Raw genomic sequence first — 16,551 nt, forward strand, 5'->3', positions numbered from 1 at the left:
AGATAGGTTTTCATGTTACTGCCTCCTTGAAATATGATTCTGCTGGCATGCAGCTAGTGAAATCAAAAGACAAGCTCCTTGACTGAAGGGCGAAAAACCGCGGTACCACCTTCATTCAATGAACTTGTCATTCTCATTTGCTATGCAGTTGTTTGACATGAGCAGCATGACCTTCACTCTTACATGGCTTGCAGCACCGCCAATTCTCTGGGCTAAGAGGGTTGAACATCATTTCTCACTAATCCTATTATACTTGCTGAAGGGCGTTTCGTCAACTTATTCTGCAGCTGAAGAAGAACTTTCTTCTGAACTGCTGCTTTCCGCTGCTGAACTAGACTCAGAGCTGGATGAGCTGCTGGCCGCACTGGAGGAAGCTGAGGTTGAGGATGCATCTGTTGTTTCGATATACTGTGCAAAGACATTTTGGAACGCGGCATCTTTGACTTTGATGTTGGCATCTTTCAGCTCAGCGGCAACGACCGTACGGATAAAGCTGGCATCATTTTCTTTTTGCGCAACGATAATATCCTTGAGCTTGTCCTTGTATTCTTTCCAGTCAGCTGCTTTTTCTGTCTTCTTGGTCAGCTTGACGATATAGAAGCTGGTCGTGTAGGTTTGCGCATCCTGCACGGTCACAACATCTGAAATGCCGTTTTCTGACAGGGCAAAGGCTGCTTTTTTCACCGCATCCGGAACATCGGTTGAAGCAGAATCAAACTTCACTTCGCCGCCTTTTTCCTTGGTTGCCGTATCCGTTGAGTTGTCCTTAGCGATTTGGCTGAAGTCTGCGCCGTCAGCTTTGACCTGCTCCAAGACTTCCTTGGCCTTGTCTTCGCTGTCCAGCTTGATGATTTGCGCTGTTACTTCCGGTGTGTAGTTTTCATAGGCAGTTTTGTAATTTTCATCCGTCAGCTCTTTTTCAGCTGCTTTTTTGACAGCATATTCTACCAGCTTGTTGGTCCGGATTTGGTCCTTGTAGGTGTCCTCTGTCATGCCATTTTGGGCCAAAATCTGAGCAAAGGAGGTTCCGTAGGCAGCTTTCATTTGGTCAAAAGCTTCGTTCACTTCCTTATCCGTGACATTCTTGCCGTATTTTTCGCCAAAAACATCCTTGATGGTCATCTGCAGCAGCACCTGCTGGGCAGCGCTGTTGTTTTTACTTCGTCGTAAAATTCATTAACGGTAATGGTATTGCCTTTCATGGTCACAATATCTTTGCCGTCTGAGTTGGAACACGCTGCTAAAACAGCAAGGGACAAGAGGGTCACTGCTCCTGTAAAAATTTTTTTCTTCATTTGATTTTCTACTCCTTTATCTTAAATAAATTCACTTTTTCTATTGTAACACAAATTGAATTTCATATCTTAAATTTTGCTAAAAATATGACTGCTGTAGGAAAAAAACAGATGGGTCACTGCTTCCGAACCATGAGCAGTCCGTCACCTAAGGGCAGCAGGCTGGCTGTCAGACCAGGCTGATCCAGAGTCGCTTCAAACAGACCGTGCAGTCCCCGGTAAATGGCCCGCTGGCCGCGGCGGATTTCCTCTGCGGGCTTGGCTATATCCCCGCCTTGGAAAACATCATCGATGAGAATGAGACCGCCTGGATTCAGCCGTTTCAGGACTTGGGGCAGAAAGACCACATACTTGGATTTGGCTGAGTCCATAAAGGCCAAGTCATAAGAGCCCTTCAGGGTCTGCAGCAGATCGACTGCCTCCCCCTCCAAAAGCTCAATCTGCCGGCGGCTGTCATATCTGGCAAAATTTTCCTTAGCCAGCGCAATCATTTCCGGATTGCGGTCAATGGTGGTAATCTGAGCAGCCGGGGCAGCATCTGCCATTAGAAGCGCCGAAAATCCGATAGCCGTTCCGATTTCTAAAATCCTCTCCGGCTGCAGGGTTTCCAGCAAGAGGCGAAAATAAGCTGCCGTTTCCCGGGGGATAATCGGAATATTTTCCCGATGGGCAAACTCTTCTAACGCTTTGAGTCCGCCAGTAACCGGCTGGAGATGCTGCCGCATAAAGTCAACGATTTCCTGCTTGACCACTGGACGGCGCATATTGGGATTGGAGTTTTGTTTGTAAGTCTCAACCATCTTATAGCAGTCCCAACTTTTCTACCAGAGTTTCAAATTCATCCAGCCGGCGCTCAAAGACAGCAAAGGCATCATTGAGATAGTCTTCTTTTTCCATATCCACACCTGCTTTTTTGATGACATTGAGCGGATAGTCAGAATTACCGGCTTTCAGATAGTCCAGATACCTGTCCCTGTCTTCCTGGCTTCCGTGAACAATCTTCTCCGCCAAGGCCGAGGCTGCGGAAAATCCTGTCGAATACTGAAAAACATAGTAGTCATAGTAGAAATGCGGAATCCGGGCCCACTCGTACTGAATCTGCGGATTGTCCTCTTTTTTCAGGCCGTAGTATTTCTCATTGAGGTCAGCATAAAGGTCATTGAGAAACTCGCTGGTCAGGACCTGCCCTTCCTGGTCAGCCTTGTGAATCGCATGCTCAAACTCCGCAAACTGGGTCTGACGGAAGACCGTGCCGCGGAAGCCGTCTAGGAAGTGATTGAGAATGGCAAAGCGGGTCGCGTCGTCTTCGACTTCTTCCAAGAGCTTTTCTGTCAGAATATTTTCGTTGGTTGTTGAAGCAATCTCAGCTAGGAAGATAGAGTAATCACCATAGACATAAGGCTGGGTCTCACGGGTATAGCTGGAGTGCATACTGTGGCCGGTCTCATGCACCAGGGTAAAGAGATTGTCCAGCGTGTCCTGCCAGTTGAGCAGCATGAAGGCATTGGTGTCGTAAGAACCTCCTGAGTAAGCCCCTGAGCGCTTGCCTTGGTTTTCATGAACGTCAATCCAGCGCTCTGAAAAGGCGCGCTTGACACGGCTGAGATAATCTTCACCTAAAATAGCCAGAACTTCCTCCGACTTAGCTAAAGCTTCCTCATAGCTGAATTTGTAATCAGCCTGTGACAGGGGGGTGTAGAGGTCGTACATCTTTAGGTCATCAATCCCTAAAATCTTAGCCCGCAGGGCAATATAGCGCTGCAGGAGAGGCAGGTGCTTATTGACCGCAGATACCAAGCTGTCATAGACACTTTCCGGGATAAAGTTGGCGGACAGAGCCGCCTCACGGGCAGAGGAGAACTTGCGGACCTTGGCATTGTAGTTGTGCACCTTGACATTGGTCTGCAGGGTCTTGGCATAAGTATGCTGATACTGCTCGTAAATGCTGTAGAGCGCTTCATAAGCTTCCTTGCGCACAGCACGGTTCTTAGACTCGACCAGAGAGATATAGTTGCCATGGGTCAGCTGGACTTCCTTGCCTTCCTCATCGTGGACCGTCGGAAAGACGATATCAGCATTGTCCAAAATCGCAAAGGTCTCGCCTGCCGCTCCAAAGATTTCGCCGGCACCGGCCAGCAGCTCCTCCTCACGCTGGGTCAGGATATGCTCTTTTCTCTGCAGGAGCTTGTCAAAAAAGTGCTGATAGGCTGTCAGCTCGGGCTTTTCAGCCAAGAAAGCCTGATACTGCTCCTCCGTGATGGCCATAAATTCCGGTTCATAGAAAGCAAAGGCCTGACCAAACTCGCTGTAAACGGTCATGCCCTTGGCTTGGTATTCTTGGTACTTGGCGACCCGTGTATCCTGATCATTCTTCATATGGGCATAAGAATAAAGCTTCTCAATGCGGCGCATAAGGTCCAGCTGGATTTCAGTTGCAGTCAGCAAGCTGTCTGCTGAGTCCAAGAGGTGGCCCGCCAGATTTTCTGCTTTTTTCAGTTCCTCAGAAACCTGAGCCAATTCTGCTTCAAAGGCCTCATCTGTTGGGAAAATCGTGCTCAAATCCCACTGGTATTTTTCTTCAATTTCATTTCGTTGTTTTGCCATAAAAATTCCTCCGTGCTTTCTATTTTACCACAAAGAAGGAGCTTTTATAAGGAAGAAGCCCTAAAAGAGCCTGCAATCCCATTAAAAAAATCAGACAAAACAAAAAAGCTCCCCGTCCAAGCCGGTGAAAGACACCCCAGCGACCAAGAAGGATTGCTGTCTTATAGGAGACTGGTTCAGAAACTTCGCCTTGAGTCAGTTCGCCTTAGGCGGCCGGCGCATCATACTCTTTGAAAACCGGCTTTTTGCTGTGTTCTTTTGACTGTGTGAAAGCACTTTGCTGAACACCAGTTCTGCCTGCAAACCCTTGCCCTGTCAAAATGGGATTTTCATGAAGCATAAGCAAGCCGCTCTTGGCATAGCAATACAAAGAGTCCCTGCAGGGGGAGAATAATTTCTCCTGACCTGATGGGCAGTTTCCCGCCTGATATGAATGCTCGTCCTTTGACTATCGCTCTCCCAAGCTTTGCAATCAGTCAAAGAAAGGAGCCCGCTTTCTGAACAGACCTGTTAGATTGCTTCATATTTTTGACTGTTTTCTTTTAGAGCAGCTACTACTTTCTTAGAAAACTGTCCCTTGATAGAGCTGTCTAGCTGGTCCGCAGCTGTCTGCACGCTTTCCTCAATCGTTTTGGCGATATCCGTAAAAAGTGTATCATACTGACTTTGCAGATCACTCTTTTGAGACAGCAGGATGGGGGCCAAAATATTGGTAATAATCTGCCGCTCTATCGTTTTTTTGATTTCTGTCAGATCGGCGGTCTTGGACGATGAAAAGTACTCTTTCACCGGCGGTATAGCTGATTGCGTTATAAACATCTCTATTTCCTCGCATTCTTGTATGATTCAAAGTGTCCTGCTTCAGATAGAGCAGCAAGCTAGTTTTAATGCAGCAGAAGCCTTATGATTCAGACTCGCGGAGACGGCGGCAGTCATCCTCAATTTCCCATTCTAAATGCCGTCTTTTTTTGAAAAATTCTTCCAAGAGTTCTTCATCTTCACGATCCAATTTCTTTAGCTCCTCACTGCTGGCTTCGTCCGCTTCAATAGCATAAGACTCGATGTACTGATTGAGAGACTGCCATTCTGTACTGCTATCTTGTTCCTTATGGCGCAAAATATTCGCTGCCATTTCATACTCTTCCTGAAGCATGCTGGCTCCATTGTGCAAAATCTCCCGCTAATTCTTGGTCTGCAGCCGTCAGCTGCTGAATACCGGCTTGAATCTGACCTTTCAGGTCAGAAAAGGTTTCATGAAGTGCTTTAGCCTTGGCCAAGCGATTGTCAAAATGCTCCTGCAGAGAGGTGACGAGCGAATCCTGATCTGCTCCTCCAGCCTGATAGGCTGCAGCTACCTCATCCGGACTAAGGCTGAACCCCCAGGGAACTTGCCGCAGCTGCTCTGCCAGCTTTTCGGCTTCCTCAACGACCTTATTTCTAGCCTGCTGCAAAGTCTCACAGCCCAGCTTCGTCGCATTTACTAAGCTTTGGGCTGTAATCTCGGCCTGAAGGCTGTCCAGATAAATCTTTTCTTTGCTGCTAAGGCCTCCGTCAGATTGGCTCAGCTGCTTCTTGATGGTACGATAAGGAATCATGTCCGCTTCAATGGTATCCTTGAGAGTAATCTTCCCTGTCCCATCCATGAGCACAAAGTTTTTATGTTTATCGTAAAGGTAGCCCTCCATCATATGCTGATCGCCGATCTCTTTTTCGACAGTCGCAATATGGCGTACAATACCGGCAGCGTTTTCACTGCCAGATAAGTCATATCCGAGGCTGACGATGTCCTTATGGTCAATATGATTAAAAATCTTATACTTAGCACTATCCAGTCGTGCCTGCTGTTCCTTGGTTAAGAGAGGATAGATATTGGGACCATTGTAGATATGGACCGTTTCGATATGACGCATCTCCTCCTCTGTCAGGGTGGATAAAGCATACTGGATATCCATAGAGCCTAAAGAGTGTCCGTAAAGATCAATCTTGGCATTGGGATATTTGTGAATCGTTTCCTTAAGATGCTTGGCCGCATCCTTAAACTGAGCCGGCGGAAACTTTTGGGTCACTTTAAGACCGCCAGCAGCAAACATAATCGGCGTTGAGGTGATTCCTGTCGTTAAAGCTCCGCCAAAGACACCTGCACTATTTGACAGGACATACTTCCTCAGCTCATTAAAGGGATTTTTATTGAAAGAATTAAGGCTCTGCTTCACAGCTTGACCAGCATCTTTATTAAAGATTCCTACTGCATTTCCTATGTTATTACTAACATCCCGATCCGCCTTATCTAGTATTTCTCGGCTTTTTTGAGTGATAATACTTTTTGAATGACGATAAACAAAAGGAGTAGCATATTCTACTGCACCTGCAGGTCCCAGACGGTGAGACGCTGTCACAAAGTCTGTAGGCAGCCAATCCGTAACAGTATCGTGGATCAACTTAGGAGTGTCCGTCTTGGTCTGAGAACCCTGCATCATGACTGTCACATCCTGCACCTGAGCACGCTCAGCATCCGAAGCCGAGTAGGGGACAGGTGATTGTTTAGGCCCTTGACCGTTGTTGGTAAAGACAAACACTTGTTCCTCATGGCCATTTACATTGTCGTAAATTTGGGAGACTGTGCCGATATAACCAACACTTTCAACTATTCCAGCTCCCCCAAAATGTATATTTTCATCATATTCAAACAATGAAATATCAACATGCTGTCTATCAGTATACTTCGTACCATCAATCGGATTTATATAATCTTCCATACTCACACCTACTCAACTATTTTATTTAGGTCTTCTGATATAAAATAACTAGCAACCCTATAATTACCTGGCTCTTCCTCCTGCACAGTCATACTTATGTTCAATTTTTCATCTTCGTTAATGATAATCTTAATTATCAATCCTCCCATTGGATTATACTTTAACTTATTCTTTTGAATTTCATAGGATTTAATCTTTCCTTCTGGTGTCAAAGCTTTGGGATCCAATTCCCTAAGAAGAAATTTCAAGGCTTTCTTCATCTTTTTACTCTCCGCAATCTGAATCATTTCTTCTTGTTCTGAACGACTGTTTATCATACTGCAACCTCCTAAAAACATGGCTGAACTGAGCGTGATGATAGTCAGAAAAATGACAAAAATTTTCTTCATGATAGCTCCTTTCACTTCTCATCTTTGTTAAAGCTATCGCCTTAACGAAATGGGAAACTGGATTTGAATCAATGTTTTATATTATCATTGTTATACTATTTTTTAAAAGTTTCAAGGACTACGCTACGTATAAAGAGTTGTAAAGACAAAAACTCATTCTCTCTCACCCTTAATATTGTCGTAAATTTGGGAGACCGTGCCAACTTAGGTTTCGCTCCCCTCTTCCCTAATTACCACATCTTTAGTTTTCGAATCAATATGCTATTTTTTTATGTAAAATCCACATGTTGCTTATCATTTAATTTTTCGTCATCTATTAGTACCATGCCAAACTCCTATTTTTCCAATGCTTGAGATAACTTATCAGAATAAGTGGCACTTGTGCTTTCTATCTTTCCATCATTATTTTTATTTATATTGCAGCTAATAATAAAATCAGAATCTCCATTTATTATAATATCGAAATCTATCCCGCTCATTGGATTTTTTGAAATTGAGTTTCTATCTATTTCATAACTTTGTATAAAGCCTTCTTTTTTAAATGCTTGAGGATCAACATAAGTGAACCAATGATAAAATGCTTTTTCAGCCTCTTTACTTTCTACAAGTTTAATCATTTGCTTATTTTCATTTTCTTTTTCTGAACGACTGTTTAGCATACTGCATCCTCCTAACAACATAGCTGAACCGAGCGTGATGATAGTCAGAAAGATGACGAAAATTTTCTTCATGATAGCTCCTTTCACTTCTCATCTTGGTTAAAGCTATCGCCTTAACGAAAACGGGAAATCTGAACCTCAACCGCATTTATACTATTATACTATCTTTTATCTTTTTTGAAAGTGCTATTATACAGCTTGCACGCTGTACGCATGTACCTGAGCACGCTCAGCATCCGAAGCCGAGTAGGGGACTGCCGCACGATTATTTCCATTATTTGTCAGTACATCAACCTGCTCTTCATGGCCATGTACATTATCGTAAATTTGAGAGACGGTGCCGATATACGTTTTATCATCATTTATTGTTAGTCCAGACCCAACTTTAATCCCATCCTTATATTCCAGCATCGCCACATCAACATTCTCTTTATCTGTAAAATCTTTATTTTGTGCCATGCTCATTTTCTCCGTCCATTAGTTCAGCAAGCTTCGGTGACCATACAGTCCCATCTCTGTGAAATTCCCCATTTTCGTCCTCTGTAATGACATAACCTAGTGTTACTTCTTCGTCACCATTAATGATTAAATCGAACATTAATCCTCCCATTGGGTTCTGAGCCAGTGACTTCTTATCAATTTCATAACTGTTAATTTTCCCTTCAGGTGTTAAAGCTTGAGGATCTATCTTTTTCAGCCCTTCCTCAATTACATTCTTCATCTTTTTACTCTCCGCAATCTCAATCATTTTTGCTGTTTTAGCTTCTCTTTCTGACCGACTGTTTAGCATACTGCACCCTCCTAACAACATAGCTGAACCGAGCGTGACGATAGACAGAAAGATGACAAAAATTTTCTTCATGATGGCTCCTTTCGCTTCTCATATTTTCTAAAGCTAGCTGAATTAGCAAGATTTAGAATTTTTAAATATCTAACTTATTACTTTATTATATTATACAGGATTCTCAAATATTCTAAAACTGAAAGGATAGCTAAAAATTTATGGATTCGTCAAAGGGAAACTAACGATACTTAGCAATTTTCTCTTGTCATCTCATAAAAAGCCGGCGGATAGAGAATTTGCAGAGTTTTGGTCTGCTGATTGGCATAATAGTCCTCAAACTGTTGATAGTAGCTCGTCAGATCTGCAGTGATTTGGCAGAAGGAAGAGGCCTGAACCGGCCGAACCTGCGGGTAGAAATCCTCCGCAGACTTGGTCAGGAGATTATCACCAGCCTGATAGAGCTGAGCCTGCAGCCGCATCCATCTGGGCTGCTGGTAATAGAGCTGACGGCGAATATAGGTGCAGATATGCGGATCCGGCTGGGCCACAAAGCTCGTCATCTCCTGCTTTTGAAAAGGCAGACGCAGAATATCCAACAGTCGGTCTTGACCAAAAGGAAAGTTTCTGGTCTTGTGCTGCACCTTGCCATGCAAGTCTTCATGGATTAGGTATTTCAGCCGCAGCAGCCGCTCCTTTTCATCTAATTCCCAAAGATGAAAGCCCATATTTTGGCTGAAGCAGAGAAGATTTTTCTGCAGCTGAGTCAGAGAATCCCTGAGCCAGAGTTTTTGGCCCAAAAGCCAGAGAACCTGATAACCATGCTGGCGGTAGGAAATCGTCCGCTCCTGCAGTCGCTCCATGCTGAGAGGGCTGCACTGGACTTCCAGCGCCAGCTGATCATTCACCAGCAGGTCCGCCATCTGCTGCAGCTGAGGCAGAAAGGCCTCTACCTGCATTTTCTGACTTTCAGCTCCCCAGCGAAAAAGCGCAGCCTTGAGATTCAGGTGCTCAGCGCTCTCATTTTCGCTGTAAAATTGGCACTGCCGGAGGGAAACGTGAGCAAAATGCGGCCGCATGATTTTTCCCTTTTTAAAACGGACAGCCCCAGCGCAAGCCGGACAAGACAAGTTCTCAGACTTCTTTGGCGTCTCTTCCAGCGCGTTGACTAAACGCGCTCTCTCATTTCTCGCAAGCAGCATAATCCTTTCCTCCCTGTCCTCGTTTTCTCTTTTACTTATCTATTCGTAATTTAGCAGCAAAAAAAGAGAAACTTCCGCAGAAATTTCTCTTTTTATAAATCCGGACTTCAGAGGAATAATCAGCTGATTGCTGTTTCTTCTGCTAGCTGCATTTCTTCTTTGTAGAGTTTGGAATCATACATTCTGATAAAGGGATACCAGATTAGAAAGGCTGCAAGGGCACAGACCAAGGAAGTCAGCAGGGCCCCAAAGGCACCCGCACCGGAAGCCCCCACATAGGCACCTAAGCCAACAGGTGTCGGCCACGGAGTCTGCGCAATAGCCTTGCCGGCAAAGCCAAGCTGAACCGACCAGTAACCAACAGAAGCCGAAACGACAGGCGCCAGAATAAATGGAATGGTTAAAGCAGGATTATAAACAATCGGCAGACCAAAAATCAGCGGTTCATTGATATTGAAGACAGCCGGTCCCATAGAGGCCTTGCCTAGCATGCGCAGCTGTTCTGACTTGGCACGGTAAGCAATATAGAAGCAGAGCAGCAAGGTCGCACCAGATCCGCCAATGGTGACATATGAATTGGTAAACTCGCCGGCAAAGGCAATAAACTGTCCGTTTTTATTGGCTGCCATGTTGGCTAGCAGAATCGGATTGACCAAGCCCATAACGATATTGGCACCGTGGATTCCGACAATCCAGAGCGCATGAACCAGCAGGTAAATCACAACGATTCCCAGCCAAGTATTGGTGATATGGGTTACAAAGGCAAATGGAATCGCAATAACCTTATAAATATCGGTTCCAAAGAGAATGAAGACTCCATTAATCAGCAAGACCACAAAGGCGATGACAAAGCCTGGGATCAAGGCAGTGAATGAGCGAGATACCCCTTCCGGAACAGCTTCGGGCATCTTAATAATCCAGTTTTTCTTGACACAGAGACGGTACAGCTGGACAGCCAAAATAGACATGAGAATGGCTGTAAACATACCAGAGGTGGAAAGGCGGTCCAGACTGTCATTGCCGATTTTCCAGCCAGTAACAGTGGTCTCATTGCTGACGGCGCTGATCGCACCTTTGGCCAGCTCAAGCTCGGGAATGGTCAGGAAGAAGGCAAAAACTGACAGCAGGCCGCCGTTTAGAGGGTTTAGATTCAACCCTTCTTCTTCTGCGTAAATTTTAGTGTATTCATAGCCGATGACGACCGCAAAATAGAGGGAAAGAATGCCCATTGTACACTTATAAGCCAGCAGATACAGGGCCTGAATCTTGTCAAAAGAGCCGGCCCACAAGTCAATGATAAAATCCAGCTTAAAGGCCTGCGGAATAACGCTGAGAACCAAGAAGGCTGAGCCGACAATAGTGAAGGGAATGCTGGCCATGCCGGCAGCGACAATGGCCCGAACCGGCCGCCAGGTCGAAACTTTTCCCATGGGGCCCATGAGATATTTTTCTAGGAACTCAAATACTTTATTCATTATGTATCCTCCTCTTGAATATATGAGTTTGTTTCATGATTAAAGGTTGGCAAGATAGCGCTGAATGCGCTGATACTGCTGATCAGTCTTGTGGGCAATGCGGTGTAATTTAGTCAGCATCAGAAAGGACAGGAGCAGGCCTGCCGCAAGAAGCACCGTTAGAAACAGAACGGTGGTGGAACTGACAGAAAAGAAAGGGTAGAACCCGTGATACTGTCCCAAAAGAAGCAAGAAGAGCAGGAGCAGATTGACAGCCAAAGACAGATAATAAAAATATCTGGTAAACCTAGCTTCTCTCTGCTCAGTCGTAAACATCCGAGACTGCTCCCACATGGCCACCGCAGCTGCGGCAGCCAGTGACAGGGGCAGGAGCAAGATCAGTCCGGCCTCTGACAGATAGAGCATGAGCAGCCAGTAAAGATTGGCAAAGAAGAAGAAAGCAGTCGCATAACGGACCGAAAAATAGCGTGTATAATACATGTTTTTTATGGCCGCTTCTTTTCTTCTAGCTTCCAGTTCCCGTTTTTCCTTATCTGTCATCTTCCTTCTCCTAGCTTTCTGATTGGTCCACCTTGCGATAAAGGCTGAGCATTTCCAATGCCACCTCACGCAGGGTCATGGTTGTCATAAGGTGGTCCTGAGCATGCACCATGATGATTTCGATTTTGATTTCAGCTCCGCCGGCATAATCCTGCAGGAGCTTGGTTTGGGCATGGTGGGCTTCCAGCAGGGAGGCATTGGAGGCCTCCAGCTTATCAGCCGCTTCCTCATAAAGCCCTTGGCGCATGTCTGCAAAGGCTTCGTGAACAATCGTTCGGGCAGTTCCGCTGTGGAGAATAATCTCAAACGCAGCAACCTGCAGTTCTTCTTGATTCATAGGCACTGTTTCCTTTCTTTTCCGTTGAAGGGCGGTGGGTCAGACCCTCTCCATCTACAGCTTTCCAGCCCGCTTTCGAGTTTTGATACTGAAAGAAAATCAGGATGAAGCTGAAAAGCTCCCCTGAACTCCCTTCGCCTTCGTATTTCCAGGCTCTGGCTCTTGAAGGCGGGAGGCGGAGATGCTCGAAGAGTCTGAAACCGCCCGACAGCAAAGCCTTTCTTGCTTGAGCCGGCTTTTTCTAAATGCTTAAAAATAGTTCTTTGAAAGCTGCAAAATTTTTGCAGTTTACAATCTGATCCTCTAAGTCTGGCTGCTCCAGCAGATCTACAATTTTTGCTGTCAGCTGGGCCATGCCGTTATTGCCGTAAATAGACGGCGACACCAGAAAAACCAGACGAATATGCGGATGGTTCTGCGACCAAGCGAGACCGGAAGGAATCAAGGCTGCAGCGATTCGATGTCTTTTCGCACAGGCCTGTATAGGATGAGGCACTGCTATGCTGTCAGAAAAGATGATAGAGCTCATGCGCTCGCGCTGCTCCATCAGGCTGCAGATCCGACCCGGAAAATCCTGCCCCTCTCCAACTGCCATTCTGCCCAGCAAGTCTGTCAAGACGGCTTCCTTATCCGTCTGCTCATAGACTGCAAAGCAAGCTTCTGAAAAATAATCATCAAACAGCTTTTCCATCTCCGCAGACGATTGAGGCGGCTGCCGGTCTATTTCACAGCCGCTGATTGGCTTTAAACAAGCAATCTTATGCTTGATGTCCCTGACTTCATCAGCCTTGAGGAAAATACTGACGGTAAAGACCGGCAGACTGAACAGCAGATTGGACAGGTCGATAGAAGAAATAATGAAATCAATATGCTGCAGCCGCTCATCATTCAGCTCATAATAGCCGATGACATCAACGATATGGACCAGATTGCCCAGCTCATTAGCTATCCGATTGCGCAGCATCTGGGCCGAACCGTAACCGGTCGCGCAGATGACCAAAATATTAAACTTCTGCTTCTCTCTGAGCCGCTCCAGAGCCGCCATAAAATGCAGAGCTACATAGGCAATTTCATCCTCGGACAAGCCTTCCTGCTTGGAAAAGAGAGGCATAGCTGTCAGAATTGCTCTGGTCATTTCTAATACTCCGGCATCATGCTCCCGAATGTCCGCCAAGAGCGGATTGGTCATTTTGACATGATTTTTCAGACGGATCAGCAGGGTCGAGAGGTGGGCCAGCAGCCCTTCCACCAGCTGAAAATCACTGGCAAAGGGCTGACCGCCGAATCTCTCCTGCTCCTCCAAGGCAGCTGTCAGCTGAGAGCGCAGCTGCTCTGCCACATCACTTTCTTTCTGACTGCTGACCTGCTGCAGACTGGCCTTGGAAATCAGATGCAGGGTGATATAGTCCACTTCTTCTGCAGGAAAGACCATTCCAGTCGCTAAGTGGACCCGCTCTAAAATCTTCTGAGCAATCTGTCTTTCCCGAACACAGCCTGAGCAATTCCAGCTGTCCAGCCGATTGATGTGAAACCCTTCGCCAATCCTCTTGAGAGAAAGAGCGATGTGGATGACCAAATTCTGAATCGCAAAGTCCGACAGGCGCAGCTGTCCCTCACGGCACTCATCCAGAACGATAATCGTCAGTTCCTCCAGACCAATTGGCCGGCCGGGAAGCTCAATATTGATATAATGCTGCAAAACCTGAAAGAAATTGTCGCGGAAAAAATAGTCCATGATAAAGCGGCGGATATTGCGCTCGCTGCCCTTGACATAGACCCCGCGCTTGGCCTTGCTTTCAATCAGCAAATCATATTTGGCCAAATCCTGCCTGATTTTCTTAAAATCAGAAGACAGGGTAGAGCGGCTGACATACAGCTCGCCCACCAAATCGTCAAAAAAGATTTCCTGCTGCTCAAAGAGGAGTTTATTCAGGATGTAATTATAGCGGTCCTCCCTACCTTCAAAACTGGTCGGTGCCGCTTCCAGCAATACTTCCGCTTTGAGAAAGTCCTGGTACACTTCTTTATCGCTGATGGTCAGCTGATAGCCATAGCCCTGCTTTGCTTCAATAGCCCAGCCGGTCTGCTCAGGGTCTGCCTCCATTAAATTTTTAAGGTAGTTTCTGATGGTTCTGTCTGAACAGGATAGATGTGCAGCCAATTCCATGCTGGTGATGAATTGGTCCGGATTGTCCAGCAAATACTGGAGAATCTGCTTTTCTTTTTGATGCAGCACTCCTCTTCCTCCTTTGGTCCATAAAATAACCACCCTATTATACTATCCAATGTTCTCCTTGATCAAGCTGGCCATTTTTTCAATCCCCATCGGAATCGGAATATAAGCCTGCGGAGGGATTTGCGCGATTGGCTTGCCAACCTTTGCTGCTGCTTCTTCAAACTGTTTATAGTACATCTTGGTCTGCGGGCTGATGAGATACAGATCAAAGTCTGCTGCTGCAATAGCCTTGCCGCCTTCCGTTGCGCTGATGGCATCTACTTCGATATCTTCCCCTTTATTCTTCAGGAATTCTGTGGTTTTCTTAGCCATAAGGGAAGATGACATTCCTGCTGCACAGATAATTAATGCTTTTGCCATAAGATTTTTCTCCTTATAAAATAAATTGACACTTTTATTATAAATGAAAACGTTACCAAAGGCCATCTTGTCTTTTTCCGGATTGAAACGGAAAACCATTCTCATTGCTAAAGCTTTTTTCTCAAATGATAGCGGCTATTCGCCCCAACAGTCTCCGGGCTTAACGAAAATCGGGAACCGCATTCCCTTATCCGTCACCTTCAACAGCTTCTCAGGCTTAACGAATCTCGCTTTTGATTATCAAAGACTATTCATCCACCGAAGCCCCATTTGTCGCAATCACTTCCTTGTACCAAGCAAAGGACTTCTTCGCTGAGCGTTCATAAGTGCCCTGACCCTCATCGTCCTTATCCACATAGATGAAACCGTAACGCTTGCGCATTTCACCCGTACCAGCCGACACCAAGTCAATACAGCCCCAAGGAGTGTAGCCCATAAGGTCCACGCCGTCTTCGACCACAGCTTTTTTCATCTCGCGGATGTGGGCGCCCAGATAGTCGATCCGATAGTCGTCATGCACCATACCGTCTGCTTCCACTTGGTCAATAGCGCCAAAGCCATTTTCCACGATAAAGAGAGGCAGGTGGTAATGGTCAGTGAACCAGTTGAGGGCATAACGCAGCCCCTCAGGGTCAATCTGCCAGTCCCATTCTGAAGCCCTGACATAGTTATTTTTCACTAAATCTTCCGTTTCAACATAGTCAAAGTAAGGATTGTTCTCCCGATGGGAGTCGATGGCAAAGGACATGTAGTAGCTAAAGCCGATGTAGTCAACCGGACCTGCCAGCAGATCTTCTTGGTCCTGCTCAGTAAAGTCAATCTGGATGCCTTTTCTTTCCCAATATTTGAGAATGTGCTCCGGATACTTGCCAAAAACGTGAACATCAGTGAAGTAGTAGCGCTTCTGCATAGCCTTCATAGCCATAAGCACGTCCTTAGGATTGCAGGTTGCTGGGTAAATCGGACACATGGCAATCATACAGCCGATTTGGAAATCCGGATTGATTTGATACCCGATGCTGACTGCACGCGCAGAAGCTACCAACTCGTAGTGAGCTGCCTGATACATGATAGCCTCGCGGTCGTCACCCTCCTGATAGACAATGCCCGAGTTGGTGAAAGGTGCAAAATCTTCCTGATAATTGGCCTGATTATTGATTTCATTGAAAGTCATCCAGTATTTGACCTTATTCTTGTAACGCTCAAAGACCACTTGGGCAAAGCGAACAAAGAAATCAATAACCTTGCGGTTCTTCCAGCCGCCGTAGTCAGTTACCAGATGATAAGGCATTTCAAAGTGGGACAGGGTAATGACTGGCTCAATGCCGTATTTGAGGCATTCATCGAAGAGATCATCATAGAACCGCAGCCCTGCTTCATTAGGCTCCGTCTCATCGCCCTTAGGAAAAATCCGGGTCCAGGCAATGGATGTCCGGAAGCACTTAAAGCCCATCTCCGCAAAGAGGGCAATATCACCCTTATAACGATGATAAAAATCAATGGCTTCATGGTTGGGATAATACTTGCCGGGCTGGACGCCGGGAGTAATCTCGCGGGGCACTCCATGGCGGGCCGCTGTCATGACATCTGCCACGCTGATGCCTTTTCCGCCTTCCTGCCAGCCGCCTTCCAGCTGGTGGGCTGCAACGGCACCGCCCCAGAGAAATCCGTCTTTAAAAGTTGACATAGATACAGTCCTCCTGATTTTTGATACTATTATTATAGAATAAGAAAACGCTTTTTTGAATGGCAAGAATTTCCGTATTAAAACGGAAACATTCAGCTCTGAATTTCTTTGCAAAAACAAAAGACTCTTCGAAAACTTCTTCAGCCCATATCAGCTCCAGTAGTCTGGGCAGAGAAGATTCAGGAGAACTTTTCAGCCCCTGCCCAGAAATTGAAAAGCAGGGAAGGGTA

General features: G+C 46.0%; 17 protein-coding genes and 1 pseudogene. All 18 read right to left on the reverse strand.

The features are described 5' to 3' along the window. Positions 1-276: 276 nt before the first annotated feature. A pseudogene (prsA, locus tag STRDD11_RS08170) lies at positions 277-1,295 on the reverse strand (peptidylprolyl isomerase PrsA). A gap of 116 nt (positions 1,296-1,411) precedes the next feature. Further along, entirely contained in the window at positions 1,412-2,095 is a 684-nt protein-coding gene (locus tag STRDD11_RS08175) for an O-methyltransferase (RefSeq protein WP_128836916.1), read from the reverse strand. A 1-nt stretch (position 2,096) separates the two neighbouring features. Then, entirely contained in the window at positions 2,097-3,899 is a 1,803-nt protein-coding gene (gene pepF, locus STRDD11_RS08180; protein ID WP_128836917.1) for an oligoendopeptidase F, read from the reverse strand. Positions 3,900-4,409: 510 nt separating this feature from the next. Further along, entirely contained in the window at positions 4,410-4,718 is a 309-nt protein-coding gene (locus STRDD11_RS08185) for a hypothetical protein (protein ID WP_128836918.1), read from the reverse strand. Positions 4,719-4,800: 82 nt separating this feature from the next. Beyond that, complete coding sequence (locus STRDD11_RS08190; protein WP_128836919.1) at positions 4,801-5,031, reverse strand: hypothetical protein; 231 nt, start codon at positions 5,029-5,031, stop codon at positions 4,801-4,803. Between the two features lies 1 nt (position 5,032). Beyond that, positions 5,033-6,655, reverse strand: a complete 1,623-nt coding sequence (locus STRDD11_RS08195) for an Mbeg1-like protein (protein WP_128836920.1) — start codon at positions 6,653-6,655, stop codon at positions 5,033-5,035. A gap of 8 nt (positions 6,656-6,663) precedes the next feature. Further along, a complete protein-coding gene (locus STRDD11_RS08200) occupies positions 6,664-7,044 on the reverse strand; it encodes a DUF1310 family protein (RefSeq protein WP_128836921.1) in 381 nt (126 codons plus the stop codon). A gap of 335 nt (positions 7,045-7,379) precedes the next feature. Beyond that, positions 7,380-7,775, reverse strand: coding sequence for a DUF1310 family protein (locus STRDD11_RS08205; protein ID WP_241209376.1), 396 nt, complete (start codon positions 7,773-7,775; stop codon positions 7,380-7,382). A 117-nt stretch (positions 7,776-7,892) separates the two neighbouring features. Continuing rightward, a complete protein-coding gene (locus tag STRDD11_RS08210) occupies positions 7,893-8,162 on the reverse strand; it encodes a hypothetical protein (RefSeq protein ID WP_206512687.1) in 270 nt (89 codons plus the stop codon). Beyond that, positions 8,149-8,565: a DUF1310 family protein gene (locus STRDD11_RS08215; RefSeq protein ID WP_128836923.1), complete on the reverse strand. Its 417-nt coding sequence runs from the start codon at positions 8,563-8,565 to the stop codon at positions 8,149-8,151. The genes STRDD11_RS08210 and STRDD11_RS08215 overlap by 14 nt, the downstream gene beginning before the upstream one ends. Positions 8,566-8,735: 170 nt before the next feature. Continuing rightward, positions 8,736-9,686, reverse strand: coding sequence for a competence protein CoiA (locus STRDD11_RS08220; RefSeq protein ID WP_128836924.1), 951 nt, complete (start codon positions 9,684-9,686; stop codon positions 8,736-8,738). Positions 9,687-9,805: 119 nt separating this feature from the next. Next, positions 9,806-11,161: a PTS cellobiose transporter subunit IIC gene (gene celB / locus STRDD11_RS08225; RefSeq protein WP_128836925.1), complete on the reverse strand. Its 1,356-nt coding sequence runs from the start codon at positions 11,159-11,161 to the stop codon at positions 9,806-9,808. A 39-nt stretch (positions 11,162-11,200) separates the two neighbouring features. Further along, complete coding sequence (locus tag STRDD11_RS08230) at positions 11,201-11,701, reverse strand: hypothetical protein (RefSeq protein ID WP_128836926.1); 501 nt, start codon at positions 11,699-11,701, stop codon at positions 11,201-11,203. Positions 11,702-11,711: 10 nt separating this feature from the next. Next, positions 11,712-12,038: a PTS cellobiose transporter subunit IIA gene (locus STRDD11_RS08235; RefSeq protein WP_128836927.1), complete on the reverse strand. Its 327-nt coding sequence runs from the start codon at positions 12,036-12,038 to the stop codon at positions 11,712-11,714. Between the two features lie 241 nt (positions 12,039-12,279). Continuing rightward, complete coding sequence (locus STRDD11_RS08240) at positions 12,280-14,274, reverse strand: BglG family transcription antiterminator (RefSeq protein WP_128836928.1); 1,995 nt, start codon at positions 14,272-14,274, stop codon at positions 12,280-12,282. A gap of 42 nt (positions 14,275-14,316) precedes the next feature. Continuing rightward, positions 14,317-14,634 (reverse strand): PTS cellobiose transporter subunit IIB, encoded by a 318-nt coding sequence (locus STRDD11_RS08245; protein WP_128836929.1) that lies wholly within the window; start codon positions 14,632-14,634, stop codon positions 14,317-14,319. A 247-nt stretch (positions 14,635-14,881) separates the two neighbouring features. Next, positions 14,882-16,321, reverse strand: a complete 1,440-nt coding sequence (locus STRDD11_RS08250) for a 6-phospho-beta-glucosidase (protein WP_128836930.1) — start codon at positions 16,319-16,321, stop codon at positions 14,882-14,884. Further along, positions 16,308-16,551 (reverse strand): hypothetical protein (locus STRDD11_RS13885; RefSeq protein WP_206512688.1); only part of this gene is annotated, 244 nt, incomplete at its 5' end. The genes STRDD11_RS08250 and STRDD11_RS13885, both read right to left, overlap by 14 nt.

The sequence above is a fragment of the Streptococcus sp. DD11 genome (genome assembly GCF_001578865.1).
GTDB lineage: Bacteria > Bacillota > Bacilli > Lactobacillales > Streptococcaceae > Streptococcus > Streptococcus panodentis.